Source organism: Acidovorax sp. CF316 (assembly GCF_000276605.1).
In the GTDB taxonomy this organism is placed as follows: Bacteria; Pseudomonadota; Gammaproteobacteria; order Burkholderiales; family Burkholderiaceae_C; genus Acidovorax.
On the sequence record NZ_AKJX01000165.1, the window covers coordinates 29,215 to 46,121 of the forward strand.

The window sequence follows — 16,907 nt, forward strand, 5'->3', positions numbered from 1 at the left end:
TCACCCCGGCTGCGCCACGAAGGCGTCCGCAAAGAAGGCCGTGGGCCGCATGCCTGCCAGGGTGGCGAAGTCGCGCCGGGCCGCATCCACCATGGCCGGGGCACCACAGGCATACACCTCGTGCTGCGAAAGGTCCGCATGGTCCTGCAGCACGGCCTGGTGCACCCAGCCGGTGCGGCCAGCCCACGCGTCGGCCTCGGGCGCATCGGACAGCACAGGCACGTAGGTCAGCCGGCCTTGCAGGGCGTGCGCCCATTCCAGGCACAGGCTGTGCAGGTACAGGTCCTGCCGTGCGCGGCCGCCCCAGTACAGGTGCACGCGGCGCCCGCTGCCGGTGGCCAGCAGTTGCTCCACCAAGGCCTTCACGGGTGCAAATCCGGTGCCGCTGGCCAGCAGGATGGCCGGCGCCTGCGAGGCGTCGTCGTGCATGCCGAAGGTACCGAACGGCCCCTCGATGCGCAGCACATCGCGCGCCTTGAGCTTGCCGAACACCTGGTCGGTGAACAGCCCGCCCGGCAGGTGGCGGATGTGCAGCTCCAGCAGGTCCTGCCCCTCGCGGGCCGTCGTGGCCAGCGAATAGCTGCGCCGGCGGTTGCCGGGCAGCAGCACGTCCACATACTGGCCTGCCGCGTAATGCAGGCGCTGCTGGCCCGGCGGGGGCTGCAGCTGCACGCGCATCACGTCGGGCGCCAGGCGCTCCATGGCCACCACGCGCACCGGCAATTTGCGCACGGCGATGCCGGGGATGTGCGGGATCTCGGCACATTCGATGCGCAGGTCGCTCGCCGCCTGCGTGCAGCACAGCAGGTGCACGCCCTGCCCCGCCTCTTCCGGTGAAAGCGCTGCAGGCTGGGCGCCTGGCAGGCAGGCGGCCTCACCATCGACCACGCGGGCACGGCAGGCGCCGCAAGTGCCGGTCTTGCACTGGTGGGGCAGCAGGATGCCCTGGCGCAGGGCGGCGTCGAGCACGCTTTCACCCGCTGGGGAAGAGAAGGTCTTGCCGGACGGCAACAGGGTGATGGCGTGCACAGGCGCTTCGGCCACGGCTGCGCCGGCCTCTTCGATCATCTGCATGGGAAACCCTGATAGGCTTAAACGGTAAGGTAGCGCGACCACAGGCTGCGGTCGGCGTTGAGCGCGGCGGAATCGCCCTGCCAGACCACGCGCCCGCGCTCCAGGATCACATGGCGGTCGGCCAGGCCCACCAGGCGGTGCACGTACTTGTCCACCACCAGGATGGTCTGGCCCGCGGCCTTGAGCGTGGCCAGGCAGCGCCAGATCTCCTCGCGAATGACAGGGGCCAAGCCTTCGGTGGCCTCGTCCAAAATGAGCAGGCGCGGGTTGGTCGACAGCGCCCGGCCGATGGCCAGCATCTGCTGTTCGCCACCCGAGAGCTGGTTGCCGAGGTTGTTCTGCCGCTCCTTCAGGCGCGGGAACACGCCGTAGATGCGCCCGATGTCCCAGGCGTCGCGCAGGCCGTTGCGGTGGTCGGCAAAGGCCTGCAGGTGCTCGCGCACCGTGAGGTTGGGGAACACATGGCGCCCCTCGGGCACGATGGCCAGGCCCAGGCGGGCGATCGCATCGCTCTTGAGGCGGTCGGTCGCCTGGCCGGCAAAGCGGATATCGCCCGCCGTGGGGCGCAGCGCCCCCACCAGGGTCTTGATGGTGGTGCTCTTGCCCATGCCGTTGCGGCCAAGCAGGGACACCACCTCGCCGGCCCCGATCTGCAGATCGATGCCGAACAGCACCTGGCTCACGCCGTAGCCGGCCTCCAGGCCCTGGCAGCTCAGCAAGGGTTCGGGCGCGCTCATGGGGTGGTCTCCAGGGTTTCGGTGCCCAGGTACACAGCCTGCACCTCGGCGTTGTTGCGAATCTCGTCGGGCGTGCCGGCCGTGAGCACGCGGCCATAGACCAGCACCGAGATGCGGTCGGCCAGGCGGAACACGGCCTCCATGTCGTGCTCGATCAGCAGCACGGCCATGTCCTGGCGCAGGGTCTCGATGAGCTGCACCATCTGCTGCGACTCGTCGGGCCCCATGCCGGCCATGGGCTCGTCGAGCAGCAGCAGCTTGGGTCCGGAGGCCAGCGCCAGCGCCACATCCAGCGTGCGCTGCGCGCCGTGCGGCAGAGCGCCGGCGATCTCATCGAGCTGGCCCTGCAAGCCCACGCGCTCGGCCAGCCGGTCGGCGGCTTCGTACAGGCCACGCGCCTGCGAGCGCGGCTGCAGGAAGCGAAAGCTCGAGCCGCTGTGCGCCTGCACGGCCAGCAGCAGGTTGTCGCGCACGCTTTGCCTGGGGAAAATGCGCGTGACCTGGAAGCAGCGCGACAGGCCCTTGGCCACCCGGCGGTGCATGGGCAGCGCGGTGATGTCGGCGCCGTCCAGCAGCACCCGCCCCTCGTCGGGCGCCAACAGGCCCGAGATCTGGTTGACCAGCGTGGTCTTGCCCGCGCCGTTGGGGCCGATGAGGGCGTGCACCTCGCCATGCCCCACCGACAGGCTCACATGGTCGGTGGCCAGCAGGCCGCCGAAGCGCTTGACCAGGCCCTGCACTTGGAAAAGGCTCATGGCTTGCTCCTTGCGCGCAGGTCCGCCAGCGCCGCCAGGCCCTTGGGCGCATACAGCGCGGTGGCGATCAGCAGCACGCCCAGCGGCATGTGCCAGTAGTCGGTGTGCAGCTTGAGCGCTTCTTCGAGTGCCAGCCACACAGCCGCGCCCACCGGCCCGCCCCAGCGCCGGCCCAGGCCGCCGATGACGACCATCACGATCAGCGTGGCAGACTGCGTCCAGTGCATCATCGATGGGCTCACGAAGCTGTTGCCCGTGGCCAGCAGCGCGCCCGCCAGGCCCGCGGCGGCGCCGGCCAGCGTGAAGGCCGCCAGCTGCAGCAGGTACACCGGGTAGCCCAGGGCACGCATGCGCGTCTCGTTGTCGCGGATACCCGCCAGCGCCGCACCGAAGCGCGAGGCCGTGGCCCGGTCCAGCCACCACAGCACCAGCGCCACCAGGGCCAGCACCACCCAGTACAGCGTGGGCTCGTGCATCACATCAAGGCCCATGCCCAGCGCCGGCCGCAGGGGCAGCGTGTAGCCGTCGTCGCCGCCATAGCTGCGCAGCGAGACGAAGACGAAGTACAGCATCTGCGCGAAGGCCAGGGTGATCATGATGAAGTACACCCCCTTGGTTCGCAGCGAGATGGCGCCCACCAGTGCGGCCACCAGCGCGGCCGCAGCCATGGCAGCGCCCCAGACGACCCAGGCCGAGGTGGCGCCCGCATCGCTGAGTACCACCACCGCATAGGCGCCCACGCCCACGAAGCCCGCATGCCCCAGCGCCACCATGCCGCCAAAGCCCATGATGAAGTTCAGGCTGGCCGCGGCCAGGGCCACCACCAGCACCCGGCGCATGAAGCCGATGTAGAAATCCAGGCCCAGGGCCGGCGCGACCAAGGGAAAGGCGGCCAACGCGGCCAGCAGCACCAACGGCACGATGGCACCACGCCAGCGCGGCGCAGCCATCGGCGGCGAGGGTAGCGAGGGGGATGAGGTCAAGGAGGCAGACATGGCACTCATGCTTTGGCAGAAAACAGCCCCGCGGGGCGAAAGCTCAGTACGGCGGCCATCAGGGCGTACATGGCAACCTCGGCGAACAGCGGGCCCAGGTCGGCCGCCACGGAGGGCGGCAGCGTGGCGCGCAGCAAGAGCGGCAGGAAGGCCCGGCCGATGGTGTCCACCAGCCCCACCAGCAGCGCAGCCACGAAGGCCCCGCGCACCGAGCCGATGCCGCCGATGACGATGACCACCAGCGCCGGGATCAGGATGGCTTCGCCCATGCCCACCTGCACGGCCATCAGCGGCCCCATGAGGGCGCCGGCCAGGGCCGCCAGAGCAGCCCCCAGCACGAAGATGCCGCAGAACACGCGCTTGACGCGCACGCCCATGAGCTCGGCCATCCACCGGTCCGACGCGCCGGCCCGCACCAGCATGCCCACGCGACTGTGGTTGACCAGCAGGTACAGCAGGCCCGCTACCAGCACCCCGGCCACCAGCACCACCAGCCGGTACGAGGGGTACGGCAGGCCGGCGAACAGCTCCACCGGGCCCGAGAGCAGGGCCGGTGTGGGCGCCATCACGGGCGACGGGCCCCAGGCCATCTTCACCGCGTCATCGGCTACCAGGATCACGCCGAAGGTAGCGAGCACCTGGGCCAGGTGGTCGCGCCCGTAGAGGCGGCGCATCAGCGTCACCTCCAGCAGCACGGCCACGAACACGGTGGCGGCGATGGCCACCAGCACTGCTCCTGCGAACGAACCGCTGTGCACATGCACCGTGGCCGCCACGTAGGCGCCCACCATGAACAGCGAGCCGTGCGAGAGGTTCATCACGTCCATGATCCCGAAGACCAGCGTGAGGCCGGCCGCGATCAGGAAGAGCATGAGCCCGTAGCCCGCTCCGTTGAGCAATTGCTCGATGACGAGGATCCAGTTCATGGTGTGCTTGGAATGCGCGAAAGCGGTGGGGACAAGGTCACTTCAACGGGCACTGGGCAGAGAAGGCATCTCCGTAGTTCTCAAGCACCGTCTTGATGGTCTTGTTGGTCACGCGGCCCTCGGCGTTCTTGCCGATGGTGCGCAGGTAGAAGTTCTGCACCGGGTAGTGGTTGTTGGCATAGCGGAAGCTGCCGCGCACCGAGGGGAACTGCGCCTTGGCCAGCGCCTTGGCCAGGGCCTCGCGGTCGGCCACCTTGCCGCCCACGGCCTTGACGGCCGCGTCCATGGCGCTGATCACGTCGAAGGCCTGTGCGGCGTAGATGGACGGGTAGCGCCCGCCGTATTCCTTGCGGAAGGCCGCGACGAAGGCCTTGTTGGCCGCGTTGTCCAGGTCGTGCGCCCAGTGCGAGGTGTTGAACAGGCCGAGCATGGGCTCGCCCACCGCGCCGATGATGTCCTCGTCGGCCGAGAAGCCGCTGGTCACCAGCATGATGTCCTTGGACAGGCCGGCCCCCACGAACTGCTTGATGAAGTTGATGCCCATGGCTCCGGGCAGGAAGAAGTACACGGCCTCGGGCTTGGCGGCGCGCAGTTGCGCCAGCTCGGTCGCGTAGTCAATCTGGCCGACCTTGGTGTACACCTCGTCGACCACCGTGCCCTTGAACTTGCGCTTGAAGCCGGTGAGCCCGTCCTTGCCGGCGGGGTAGTTGGGGGCGATCAGCACCATGCGGCCAAAGCCGCGGTCGGCTGCGAACTGGCCTGCGGCCTCGTGGTACTGGTCGTTCTGGTAGGCGGTACCGAAGAAGTAGGCATTGCACTGCGCGCCGGCCAGCTGGCTCGGGCCGGCGTTGTTCGACAGATAGGGCACCTTGGCCGCGAACAGCGTGGGTGCCACGGCCAATGCCACGTTGGAAGCGATGGGGCCGGTGAACAGATCGATCTTCTCGCGCTGCACGAAGCGGTCCACCAGCTGCTTGGCCTGGTCGGGGCTGCCGGCCATGTCGGTCTGCACGAACTCCACCGGCTGGCCGCCGAGCTTGCCAGCGAGTTGCTTAATGGCCAGGTTGAAGCCATCGCGCGCATCGGCGCCGGGGCCGGCGAACGGGCCCGAGATGTCGAGCGCCATGCCGACCTTGATGGGGCCCTGCTGCGCTGCGGCGGTGAAGCTGGCGCAGGCCGCCAGGGTGGCCAGGGCAGCCAGAGCGACTGCTTCAAGACGCTTGCGAAGCGAGGTGCGGGAGAGTTGTGCCATCGTCAGTCCTTATCCATCAACAAAAAAAGAGAACCAGGGGCCGCGCAGGCGGGGCTTCAGAGCCCGACCTCGACACGCCCTGCCACCACGCGCACCGGGAACGTGCGCACCGCTTCGGTGACGGGCGCCTTGCAGGGCGCCCCCGTGCGGATGTCGAAGGTGCCCTGATGCAAGGGGCATTCCACACAGCCGTCTTCCACCCAGCCGTCGGACAATTTGGCGGCACCGTGGGTGCACAGGTCGTACAGGGCGAACAGCCCTTCCCCGTCGCGGAACACCGCAACGGGCAGCCCCTGCACCACCACGGGCCACACGGCGCCGTCCGGGAAATCCTCGGGCTCGCCCACGTCGTGCCAGGCGGCTACCGCGCCCTGTTCCAGTGCCTTATCGGTCGTTGTCTGCATGGTGCGGGTCCTCAGATGGGGGTGGCGAGCAAGGTGGCCACGCGCGAGGTGTCGTAGACCACGCGCTTGCTGCGGTAGCGCCACTCGCCCTGGTGCTGCACCACCTCGTCCAGGTAGGTGCCGGCCTGGTAGACGCTGGACTCGCCGGCCGTGCCGGTGATGACCACCACGTAGCTCGACTGCGTGTGCACCACGCCGTCCTTGACGGCGGTGATCACCAGGCCCGAGGTGCCGTGGCGGTACACGTGGTCCTCGAAGATGTTGGCGTTGCGCAGCGACAGCACGCGGTCGCGCAGCATGCCGGCATTGCGGCAGTACATGATGGGCGCGGGAAAGCCGGCGTCGAAGTTCTCCTTGGGGATGATCTCGTAGCGGCCCTCTTCGACGAAGAAGCCGGGCCACTCTTCGAGCCGGTTGTTGTCCAGCGCGCTCACATAGCGGTGCTGCAGCTCGAGCAGCTCGGTCCACAGCTGCAGGCGCTCCTGGCGGCTGATGTCGATGGGGGCGGTAGGGGTGGTCATCGTGGTCATGGCGTGCAGTCCTTCAGTAGCCCATCAGTCCCTGGTAGCCCACCCAGAAGCGGCGGATCAGGTTCTCGGTGATCACGGTGTCCATCTGCTCGGGCGCCTCGCGCGCCATGGCGATGTAGGAGTGCTTGTCACCATCGCGCACGGTGCCGCGCTGCACCAGCTCGGTGGCCTCGGTGTCCTCCATCGAGATGTAGCCCGCAGGGCCCACCAGGTTGGCCTGCAGCAGGCGCAGCTCGCGCAGCTCGGGCGTGTCATCGGCGTAGCCGAAGAAATGGAACACCAGCTCGAAGTTGCCCGGGCCCTTGGGCAGCAGCTGGCGCGCCACCAGCGTGTTGTGGATCTGCTGCACCACCAGCTGCGGAAAGATCGGCTGGATGTGGTTGGTGGTCATCTCGTCGAACTCCTGGATCTGGCCGAGCAGCGCGGGCTCTTCGAGTTCGAAGCCTTCGTCCATGGAGCGGATGTTCTGCGCGCTGTAGGCCGCGGCGGTGTCCGTCTCCACCTCGGGCTTGGTCACGGTGATGATGCTGTGCAGGCCGTGGTTCGCATCGGGGATGGAGCGCGCCTTCATCCCCACGCGGAAGATGTTGAAGGTGGTGTGGAACAGGTGCAGCAGGCTGGCGTGGTAGGGGTCCTTGACGTTCTCGAAGTACAGCTTCCAGTTCGACTTGGAGTACTGGCGCGTGCAGCCCAGGTAGACGATGGGCTTGTGGAAGATGCGGTCGATCCACGGCCGCATCTGCTCGCCCAGGTACTCGGGCAGCGGCGGCGTCGCGTCGCTGAAGGTGGCGAACAGCAAGCCCTTGTAGCTGTCCACGCGCAGCTTCTGCAGGCCATGCTCTTCGGTCTTGAAATCCTTGGGCATGCCGACCATGCCCTTTTGGCCGCGGCGAAACGGCACACCCTGCAGGTCGCCGTTGGCGGCAAAGCTCCACTGGTGGTACACGCAGGTGTGGCTGGCCGCGTTGCCGCGCTTTTCGCGGCAGACCATGGCGCCGCGGTGGGCGCAGCGGTTGACCCAGCAGGCCAGGCCGTCGGCCGTGCGCGTGACCACCACGGGAGTGTCGCCGACGAAGGTGGACTTGAAGTCGCCCACATTCGGGATCTCGGCTTCCAGCCCCAGAAAGCTCCAGACCGGCCCGCGGAAGATGCGCTCCTGCTCGCGGTCGTAGACCTCCTGCGAGCTGAACACCCGGTAGGGCACGTTGGAGCCATCGGGCTGCGGGAAGAACACCTGCCGCTGCGCCTTGAGCGAGACGGGGGCAGCGACTTCGACGGCGGGGATTTCAGACATGGGCACGGCCTCTTCGATTGGTATGCCTCCATGCTAGAAATCAACGCCCTGCCCCGCTATCCACTATCGGCACGCGGCGCTGCGGGCCTGTCCGGTTCTTGCAAATGTGCAGTGGTGCCTGCTCAATTGAAGCTGGTCTGGCTCGGCAGTTCGCCAAAGCGCTCGCGGTAGTAGCTCGAAAAACGGCCCAGGTGGCCGAAGCCGAACTCCAGCGCCGCATCGGTCACGCAGTGGCCGGGGCGCTCCTGCAGGCGCGCACGCACCGCGTCAAGCCGCATGTTGCGCAGCAGCGCCATGGGCGATTCGCCATGGTGGCGCTGGCACAGCGCATTCAGGCCGCGCACGCTGACACCGGCGGCGCGCGCCAGGTCTTCGAGCGCCACGGGCGCGCACAGGCGGCTGCGCATGTAGGCATCGAGCCGGTCGAGCCGGCCCATGTCGCCATGGGGGACCGGCGCGGCGGTGTCGATGTCCAGCGCCCCCAGGGACAACAGCGGCGCCGCAGGCATCGGCACGCTCTGCGCGCAGGAGGCCAGGAACAGCGCCACGTTGCTCTCCATGTGGTCCACCCAGCGCGCATGCGCGGTGCTCTCCACCGCCTGCTGGCTCACATGCAGCAGCGATTGCATGAGAAAGTGCCACTGCTGGCCCTGCCCCGCGCTCAGCGGCAGCAGCGGGTGCACGAAGGTCGAGTCGCCCACCAGCGACTCGGGCGCCCAGGCGCGCAGCAGGCTGCACGGCACCTTGAGGATGAGCTGTCGCGCGCCCTGCTGCCAGTGCATGTGCAGGTTGTGGCGCGGTGCAATCAGCGCGGCGGCACCGGCGGGCAGGCGCACGGGCACGCCGTCGGACACCAGCTGCGCTGTGCCCGAGAGCGACAGGTGCACCAGCACGAAGTCGTCGAACGGGCGCGGGCGGATCTCCACCTCCGCACCGTATTGCAGCATGAACAGCTGCAACTGGCGCACGCGCACCTTGGACAGCGAGGTGGCCACCGGCCCGCCGCACCATTTCAGCCCATGGTCGGAGAACTCGCGCGCCACCAGGTCATGGGAGTCCACCCGAAGGTCCGACGTGAACAGCGGGCGCTGCTGCAGCGCCGACAGATCCAGGGACAGGGCGGACGACAGGGGAACCATCGGACAGAGACCTCGCGTGGGGGCTGGGGGAAGGAGGCGCAGCACGCGTCGGGGCGCACCGCTTTGATATGCGTCAACCTCAGCAATTTCCATACCCATGGACCGGCAGGCGCCCATGCGACACCCCCGCAGCCACGGCCGCAGGGCTGCCGACGTACCATTGGAGCAACAACGCCTGTCCATCCTTTCACCCCGCTGCTCTCCATGTATTCCACCGTCCGCACCTCGCGCAGCGAGTTCGTCCCCATCCGCACCCTGCGCTACCACGTCCGCCACTGGGGTGAGGCATCCCCGGCCTCTGCCAGGCCCCCGCTGGTCCTGGTGCATGGCTGGATGGACGTGGGCGCCTCCTACCAGTTCGTGGTGGACGCGTTCTCGGCCGCGTTCGCGCAAGGCCGGCACATCATCGCGCCCGACTGGCGCGGCTTCGGCCTGAGCAAGTTGCCCACGCCCTGCGACCACTACACCTTTCCCGACTACCTGGCCGACCTGGACCTGCTGTTCGACCACTACGTGGGCGATCAGCCCGTGGACCTGGTGGGCCACAGCATGGGCGGCAACATCGCCATGATGTATGCGGGCGTGCGGCCCGAGCGCATTCGCCGCCTGGTGAACCTGGAGGGCTTCGGCATGCCCGCCACCAAACCCGACCAGGCACCCAGGCGCTATGCGCAGTGGATCGACGAGATCAAGAAGCTGCAGACGGGCGACATGGCCCTCAAGGCCTACGACGACGTGGCCGGCGTGGCCCAGCGCCTGATGAAGACCAACCCGCGGCTGTCGCAGGACAAGGCCGACTGGCTGGCGCAGCACTGGGCCGAGCCCAACGCAGAGGGCCGCTGGGAGATCCTGGGCGACCCGGCGCACAAGATCACCAGCTCGCAGCTGTACCGCCTGGACGAGGCCCTGGCCCTGTACGAGCGCATTGCCGCCCCCGTGCTGGCCGTGGAGGCCAGCGACGACAGCCTGGGCCAGTGGTGGAAGGGCCGCTATGCCCTGCCTGAATACCACCAGCGCCTGACCCACGTGCGCGACTGCCGCACGGCCGTGGTGCAGGACGCCGCGCATATGCTGCACCATGACCAGCCCGAAGCGGTGGCGCGGCTGATCGAAGAGCACCTGTCTTCCTGACCCCTCCTGCGGCACGGTTCCGCGGCCGTTTTCGAGGGCGCAAGGGGCATTGCCGGCCCCCATGCCCATCCATGAGAAAATGGCCGATTCGGGCGATGCTGAACCGACCCGCCTCGGTGCGGGTCCTCCCCTTGCGTGCGCACACCAGCGCAGCGCACACGGGGCCCGTTCGGCCTTGTCACCCTCTACAGAACACACCTACCAGGACACCACCATGGACGCAGAACGCATCAACCTCATCGGCAACACCTTGAGCGACCTGACCGTGCGCACGCAAGAGTTACGGAGGTATCTTTGACTTCGATGCCAAATTCGAACGCCTGAGAACCGTCAACGCCTCGCTGGAAGACCCTTCGGTCTGGAACGATCCGAAGAAGGCCCAGGAACTGGGCAAGGAAAAGAAGTCGCTGGACGGCGTGGTGCTCACGCTCGAAAAACTCACGCGTGAGCTGGCCGACAACACCGAGCTCTACGACATGAGCAAGGAAGACGGCGACGAAGACGGCCTGATGACCATCGAGGCCGAGACCGCCAAGCTGCAGCCCGAGATCGAGCAGCTGGAATTCCGCCGCATGTTCCGCCACGAGGCCGACCCGCTCAACTGCTTCGTCGACATCCAGGCCGGCGCCGGCGGCACCGAGGCCTGCGACTGGGCCGGCATGCTGCTGCGCCAGTACCTCAAGTACGCCGAGCGCAAGGGCTTCAAGACCACGGTCGAGGAAGAGACCCCGGGCGACATCGCCGGGCTCAAGAGTGCCACCATCAAGGTCGAGGGCGAGTACGCCTACGGCCTGCTGCGCACCGAGACGGGCGTGCACCGCCTGGTGCGCAAGTCGCCGTTCGACTCGTCGGGCGGGCGCCACACCAGCTTTGCCAGCCTGTTCGTCTACCCCGAGATCGACGATTCGATCCAGATCGACATCAACCCATCGGACGTGCGCACCGACACCTACCGCGCATCGGGCGCGGGCGGCCAGCACATCAACAAGACCGACTCGGCCGTGCGCCTGACCCACATCCCCACGGGCATCGTGGTGCAGTGCCAGGACGGCCGCAGCCAGCACGGCAACCGCGACATCGCCTGGCAGCGCCTGCGCTCGCGCCTGTACGACCACGAGATGCGCAAGCGCCAGGAAGAGCAGCAAAAGCTCGAGGACACCAAGACCGACGTGGGCTGGGGTCACCAGATCCGCAGCTACGTGCTGGACAACAGCCGCATCAAGGACCTGCGCACCGGGGTGGAAATCTCCGCCACGCAAAAGGTGCTGGACGGCGACCTGGACGCCTTCATCGAAGCCTCGCTCAAGCAGGGCGTGTGATGCAGCGCGACGCAGCAGCCGCCACCACCGTCGACGCCACGGCCCCAGGCCGCGGCGCGATCCCTGTCGAAGCCTTCATCTTCGACATGGACGGCACCATGATCGACTCCATGCCCTGGCACGCCAAGGCCTGGGTCGAGTTCACGCGCCGCCGCGGCATGGCCATAGACGTGCCCGACCTGATGGCCCGCACCACGGGCCGCAATGGCACAGAGTGCATCCGCGAGCTGCTGCAGCGCGAGGTGGAGCAGGCCGAGGCCGATGCCCTCACGCGCGAGAAGGAAGACATCTACCGCGAGCTGTTCGGCCCGGCCTTTGCCGAGGTGGCGGGCTTTCGCGCCTTTGCGGCGCAGGTCTCCACACGCGGCTACAAGCTGGCCGTGGGTACGGCGGGCGACATCCACAACGTGGCCTTCGCCATGGCGCGCCTGTCCATGGAGCCCGAGCCCCTGACCATCGTGCGCGGCGACGAGGGCCTGCCCGGCAAGCCCCAGCCGGCCATCTTTCTCGAAGCGGCACGCCGCATCGGCGCCGCACCCGAACGCTGCATCGTCTTCGAGGACGCCCCCTTCGGCATCGAGGCCGCGCGCCGCGCGGGCATGCATGCCGTGGCGGTGTGCAGCACCCACAGCGCGCAGGAACTGGCGGGCCCCCATGTGCTGGCCGCCGTGCGTGACTACCACGAACTCATGAACACCGACTTTCTGGAGCGCATCCATGTTGCCATCGCCTAACGCAGACGCCAGTGGAGCGGGACCGGCCCTCGCCATCCGCCGCGAGGACTACACCGCCCCCGCCTACTGGATCGACAGCGTCGAGCTGACCTTCGACCTGGACCCCGCCAAGACGCGCGTGCTCAACCGCATGACGCTGCGCCGCAACCCGGACGTGGCCGAGCAGCCGCTCAAGCTCGACGGCGAGGACCTGAACCTGGCACGCGTGCTGGTCAACGGCCAGGGCACCTCGTTCAAGATGGAGGGCTCGCGCCTGGTGCTGGAGAACCTGCCCACGGGCCCTGACGCCTTCGCGCTCGAGATCTTCACCACCTGCTGCCCCGCCAAGAACACGCACCTGATGGGCCTGTACGTGAGCCAGGGCACCTTCTTCACGCAGTGCGAGGCCGAGGGCTTCCGGCGCATCACCTACTTTCTGGACCGCCCCGACGTGATGGCCAGCTACACCGTCACGCTGCGCGCCAACAAGGCCCAGTACCCGGTGCTGCTGTCCAACGGCAACCTGGTGGACAGCGGCGACCTGGAAGATGGCCGCCACTTCGCCCAATGGGTCGACCCGCACAAGAAGCCCTGCTACCTGTTCGCCCTGGTGGCGGGCAAGCTGGTGGCCCGCGAGCAGAAGATCCGCGCGCGCGCCGGCACCGACCACCTGCTGCAGGTCTACGTGCGCCCGGGCGACCTGGGCAAGACCGAGCACGCCATGAACTCGCTGATGGCCAGCGTGGCCTGGGACGAGGCGCGCTTTGGCCTGCCGCTGGACCTGGAGCGCTTCATGATCGTCGCCACCAGCGACTTCAACATGGGCGCCATGGAGAACAAGGGCCTGAACATCTTCAACACGAAGTACGTTCTGGCCAGCGAGTCGACCGCGACTGACGTGGACTTCGCCAACATCGAGAGCGTGGTCGGCCACGAGTACTTCCACAACTGGACGGGCAACCGCGTGACCTGCCGCGACTGGTTCCAGCTGAGCCTGAAGGAAGGCCTCACGGTGTTCCGCGACCAGGAGTTCAGCCAGGACCTGGCCGGCAGCCCCTCGGCCCGCGCCGTCAAGCGCATCGAGGACGTGCGCGTGCTGCGCACCGCCCAGTTCCCCGAGGACGCGGGCCCCATGGCCCACCCGGTGCGGCCCGACAGCTACATCGAGATCAACAACTTCTACACCGTCACCATCTACGAAAAGGGTGCCGAGGTGGTGCGCATGATGCACACCCTGGTGGGCCGTGAAGGCTTTGCCAAGGGCATGAAGCTGTACTTCGAGCGCCACGATGGCCAGGCCGTGACCTGCGACGACTTCGCCCAGGCCATTGCCGATGCCAACCCCGCCAGCGACCTGGCACGCCTGCTGCCCCAGTTCAAGCGCTGGTACAGCCAGGCCGGCACGCCGCGCGTGAAGGCCACGGGCAGCTACGACGCCGCCGCGCGCACCTACACCCTGACCCTGGCGCAAAGCTGCGCGCCCACGCCGGGCCAGGCCGACAAGCTGCCCTTCGTGATTCCCGTCGGGCTGGGCCTGCTCACGCACCAGGGCGCCGCCCTGCCCTTGCAGCTGCAGGGCGAGGACGCCGCGGGCGCGCCATCGCGCACCGTGGTGCTGACCGAGGCCAGCCAGACCCTGGTGTTCACCGGCCTCGACGCCGAACCCGTGCCCTCGCTGCTGCGCGACTTCAGCGCCCCGGTGGTGCTGGACATCGAGTACACCGACGAGCAACTGCTCACCCTGCTGGCCAACGACACCGATGCCTTCAACCGCTGGGAAGCGGGCCAGCGCCTGGCGCTGCGCACCGCCATCCATGCCATCACCGGCAGTGGCCCCGCCGGCGGCGACATCCTGCCCCCTGCCGTGGTCGATGCGCTGCGCAGCGTGCTGCGCAGCCCGGCGCTGGATGCGGCCTTCAAGGAGCTGGTGCTGACCCTGCCGTCGGAGACCTACATCGCCGAGCAGCTCGACGTGGTGGACCCGCAGCGCATCCACGCCGTGCGCGAGGCCATGCGCGAGCAACTGGCCGTGGCCCTGCAGGCCGACTGGGAGTGGGCCTGGGAGCAGAACCAGGACACCGGCGGCTACAGCCCCGACCCGGTCTCGTCCGGCCGCCGCTCGCTCAGCGGCATGGCGCTGCACATGCTGTGCATCGCCGCCCAGCGCACGGGCGACGAGGTCTGGCCCGGCAAGGCCTACCAGCGCTTCAAGGTGGCCAGCAACATGACGGACCGCTTCAACGCCCTCACGGCCCTGGTGGCCAGCGGCAGCACGCATGCGGCTGCGGCGCTGGCGCGCTTTCACGCGCTGTTCAAGGACGAGCCCCTGGTCATCGACAAGTGGTTCGCGCTGCAGGCCGGTGCGCCCGACAAGGGCGGCAACGTGCTGCCCGCCGTGCGCCAGCTCATGCAGCACCCAGACTTCAGCCTGAAGAACCCGAACCGCGCGCGCAGCGTGATCTTCAGCTACTGCAGCGCCAACCCCGGCGCCTTCCACCGCACCGATGCGGCGGGCTACGTGTTCTGGAGCGACCGCGTGATCGAGCTCGACGCCATCAACCCGCAGGTCGCCGCGCGCCTGGCGCGAGCGCTCGACCGCTGGAAGAAGCTGGCCGAGCCCTGGCGCACCGCGGCGCGCGAGGCCATTGCCCGCGTGGCCACGCGCCCGGACCTGAGCAACGACGTGCGCGAGGTGGTCACCCGCGCGCTGGCAGACTGATCGATCGCACGCGACGCACCATGGCATTCACCGATTCCGCACAAGAGTTCGCGCGGCGCTTCAACCAGCTGCTCGACACGGTGTACGACGCCGACGCCATGTTCAGCGGCACGGCCATGTCGGCCGACCTGGCCGCCCTGCGCCCGCTGGCCGAGGGCCTGGGCGCGGAGTCACCCGAGCTGGCCCAGCTGCTGTGGCTGCAGTTCGTGGTGTATTCCAAGCGCCAGATGGACGACGAGGGCCTGCCCCTGGGGCTGCGCGCCCTGGCCATCCGCTCGGCGCTGGGTGATCTCACCACGGCGGACCGCTGCCAGAAGCACTACGCCATCGGCGAGTCGGCGCTGCAGTCCGAGGAGTACGACACCGCCATCGAGCACCTGCGCCAGTCGGCCCACTGGGCCGACCAGGAGGGTGCAACGCTGAGCGCCGACCAGAAGCTGGGCATCCGCGAAGAGATCGGCTACGCCCTGCACGAGGCCGGCCGCTTTGCCGAGGCCCTGGCGCACAACCAGCAGTTGCTGACCGACGCGCGGCAGGTCTTCGGCTCGGATACCGACCTGCGCCTGTCAGGCCTCATCAACAACCTGGCGCAGAACGCCTACGAACTGGGCGAGCATGCCCAATCCCACAGCTATCTGCAGCAGCGGCTGGCCCTGGGCCAGGCACTGCAGGACGATGGCATCGTGCTGGACACGCTGTTCCAGCAAGGCGTGCTGGCCCATGAGACCGGCGACGACGCCCTGGCGCGCAGCCTGCTCACGCAACGGGTGGCCATTGCCCGCGCCAGCGGCGACGAGAACCTGCTCGAAGAAGCACAGGCGACGCTGGCCGAGCTGTCCGAACGCGAGCAGCAATCCAAGTAATTCCACCAAAGAACCCAAGCCAAGGACGATCTACCGATGAGCTCCCGCATCTCCCTCACCCGCTACCTGGTCGAGCAGCAACGCATCGACGGGCTCATCCCCTCGCAGCTGCGCCTGCTGCTCGAAGTGGTGGCCCGCTCGTGCAAGAGCATCAGCCAGGCCGTCAACAAGGGCGCACTCGGCGGCGTGCTCGGCACGGCGTCCAGCGAGAACGTGCAGGGCGAGATCCAGAAGAAGCTGGACATCATCGCCAACGAGGTGCTGATCGAAGCCAACGAATGGGGCGGCCACCTGGCCGCCATGGCCTCCGAGGAAATGGACGGCATCTACCTGGTGCCCAACCGCTACCCGCAGGGCGAATACCTGCTGCTGTTCGATCCCCTCGACGGCTCGAGCAACATCGACGTGAACGTGAGCATCGGCACCATCTTCAGCGTGCTCAAGAAGCCCGATGACGACCGCGGCGTGGAGGCTGGCGACTTCCTGCAGCCCGGCACCTCCCAGGTGGCGGCAGGCTACTGCATCTACGGCCCGCAGACCACGCTGGTGCTCACCGTGGGCGACGGCGTGGCCATGTTCACGCTGGACCGTGAGCAGGGCTCCTTCGTGCTCACCGAAGAGAACGTGCGCATTCCCGAGGACACCAAGGAATTCGCCATCAACATGAGCAACATGCGCCACTGGGACGCTCCCGTGAAGCGCTACATCGACGAGTGCCTGCAGGGCAAGGACGGCCCGCGCGGCAAGGACTTCAACATGCGCTGGATCGCCAGCATGGTGGCCGACGTGCACCGCATCCTCACGCGCGGCGGCATCTTCATGTACCCCTGGGACAAGCGCGAACCCAACAAGCCCGGCAAGCTGCGCCTGATGTACGAGGCCAATCCCATGTCCTGGCTTGTCGAGCAGGCCGGCGGTGCCGCGACCAACGGCAAACAGCGCATCATGGACATAGAGCCCACGCAGTTGCATGAGCGCGTCAGCGTGATCCTCGGATCAAAAAATGAGGTCGAACGCGTGACAAGCTACCATTCCACGCTATAATCTAAGTCTTAC

16 protein-coding genes are annotated in these 16,907 nt (G+C 68.0%); 6 read left to right on the forward strand and 10 right to left on the reverse strand.

Annotation, left to right across the window (positions count from 1 at the left end; translation table 11 throughout):
- The 10 genes from PMI14_RS21255 to PMI14_RS21300 all read right to left on the reverse strand — a co-directional run bounded on the left by PMI14_RS21255 (position 1) and on the right by PMI14_RS21300 (position 9,106).
- The gene (locus PMI14_RS21255) at positions 1–1,074 is read right to left on the reverse strand and encodes a CDP-6-deoxy-delta-3,4-glucoseen reductase (protein WP_007857438.1); all 1,074 of its coding nucleotides are present in this window, start codon (positions 1,072–1,074) and stop codon (positions 1–3) included.
- A gap of 17 nt (positions 1,075–1,091) precedes the next feature.
- Entirely contained in the window at positions 1,092–1,811 is a 720-nt protein-coding gene (locus tag PMI14_RS21260) for an ABC transporter ATP-binding protein (RefSeq protein WP_007857439.1), read from the reverse strand.
- Positions 1,808–2,566 (reverse strand): ABC transporter ATP-binding protein, encoded by a 759-nt coding sequence (locus PMI14_RS21265; protein ID WP_007857440.1) that lies wholly within the window; start codon positions 2,564–2,566, stop codon positions 1,808–1,810. Before PMI14_RS21265 ends, PMI14_RS21260 begins: the two co-directional genes overlap by 4 nt.
- Complete coding sequence (locus tag PMI14_RS21270) at positions 2,563–3,516, reverse strand: branched-chain amino acid ABC transporter permease (RefSeq protein ID WP_007857441.1); 954 nt, start codon at positions 3,514–3,516, stop codon at positions 2,563–2,565. Before PMI14_RS21270 ends, PMI14_RS21265 begins: the two co-directional genes overlap by 4 nt.
- 50 nt (positions 3,517–3,566) lie before the next feature.
- Positions 3,567–4,487 carry a branched-chain amino acid ABC transporter permease gene (locus PMI14_RS21275; RefSeq protein WP_007857442.1) on the reverse strand — a complete coding sequence of 307 codons (921 nt, stop codon included), beginning with the start codon at positions 4,485–4,487 and terminating at the stop codon, positions 3,567–3,569.
- Positions 4,488–4,524: 37 nt separating this feature from the next.
- Positions 4,525–5,739 (reverse strand): ABC transporter substrate-binding protein, encoded by a 1,215-nt coding sequence (locus tag PMI14_RS21280; RefSeq protein ID WP_007857443.1) that lies wholly within the window; start codon positions 5,737–5,739, stop codon positions 4,525–4,527.
- 56 nt (positions 5,740–5,795) lie between these two features.
- Positions 5,796–6,143, reverse strand: coding sequence for an anthranilate 1,2-dioxygenase ferredoxin subunit AndAb (andAb, locus tag PMI14_RS21285; RefSeq protein WP_007857444.1), 348 nt, complete (start codon positions 6,141–6,143; stop codon positions 5,796–5,798).
- 11 nt (positions 6,144–6,154) lie between these two features.
- Positions 6,155–6,673 carry an anthranilate 1,2-dioxygenase small subunit AndAd gene (gene andAd / locus PMI14_RS21290; RefSeq protein WP_007857445.1) on the reverse strand — a complete coding sequence of 173 codons (519 nt, stop codon included), beginning with the start codon at positions 6,671–6,673 and terminating at the stop codon, positions 6,155–6,157.
- Positions 6,674–6,686: 13 nt separating this feature from the next.
- Complete coding sequence (andAc, locus tag PMI14_RS21295; RefSeq protein WP_007857446.1) at positions 6,687–7,967, reverse strand: anthranilate 1,2-dioxygenase large subunit AndAc; 1,281 nt, start codon at positions 7,965–7,967, stop codon at positions 6,687–6,689.
- Between the two features lie 122 nt (positions 7,968–8,089).
- Positions 8,090–9,106 (reverse strand): AraC family transcriptional regulator, encoded by a 1,017-nt coding sequence (locus PMI14_RS21300; RefSeq protein WP_007857447.1) that lies wholly within the window; start codon positions 9,104–9,106, stop codon positions 8,090–8,092.
- A gap of 204 nt (positions 9,107–9,310) precedes the next feature.
- Here PMI14_RS21300 and PMI14_RS21305 point away from each other — a divergent pair, with 204 nt between their 5' ends.
- The 6 genes from PMI14_RS21305 to PMI14_RS21335 all read left to right on the forward strand — a co-directional run bounded on the left by PMI14_RS21305 (position 9,311) and on the right by PMI14_RS21335 (position 16,895).
- Complete coding sequence (locus PMI14_RS21305) at positions 9,311–10,237, forward strand: alpha/beta fold hydrolase (RefSeq protein ID WP_007857448.1); 927 nt, start codon at positions 9,311–9,313, stop codon at positions 10,235–10,237.
- 214 nt (positions 10,238–10,451) lie between these two features.
- Positions 10,452–11,556, forward strand: a protein-coding gene (gene prfB, locus PMI14_RS21315; RefSeq protein WP_108016494.1) for a peptide chain release factor 2 whose coding sequence is annotated in 2 segments (ribosomal slippage) — positions 10,452–10,532 and positions 10,534–11,556 — 1,104 coding nt in all. Because the reading frame shifts where the segments join, the coding sequence is not laid out codon by codon here.
- On the forward strand, positions 11,556–12,290 hold the full coding sequence (locus tag PMI14_RS21320; RefSeq protein ID WP_007857451.1) for an HAD family phosphatase: 735 nt from the start codon (positions 11,556–11,558) through the stop codon (positions 12,288–12,290). The genes prfB and PMI14_RS21320 overlap by 1 nt, the downstream gene beginning before the upstream one ends.
- Positions 12,274–14,988, forward strand: coding sequence for an aminopeptidase N (gene pepN, locus PMI14_RS21325; RefSeq protein ID WP_007857452.1), 2,715 nt, complete (start codon positions 12,274–12,276; stop codon positions 14,986–14,988). The genes PMI14_RS21320 and pepN overlap by 17 nt, the downstream gene beginning before the upstream one ends.
- Before the next feature lie 20 nt (positions 14,989–15,008).
- Positions 15,009–15,851, forward strand: a complete 843-nt coding sequence (locus PMI14_RS21330) for a tetratricopeptide repeat protein (RefSeq protein WP_007857453.1) — start codon at positions 15,009–15,011, stop codon at positions 15,849–15,851.
- Between the two features lie 36 nt (positions 15,852–15,887).
- Positions 15,888–16,895, forward strand: coding sequence for a class 1 fructose-bisphosphatase (locus tag PMI14_RS21335; protein ID WP_007857454.1), 1,008 nt, complete (start codon positions 15,888–15,890; stop codon positions 16,893–16,895).
- The last annotated feature ends 12 nt before the right edge of the window (positions 16,896–16,907 follow it).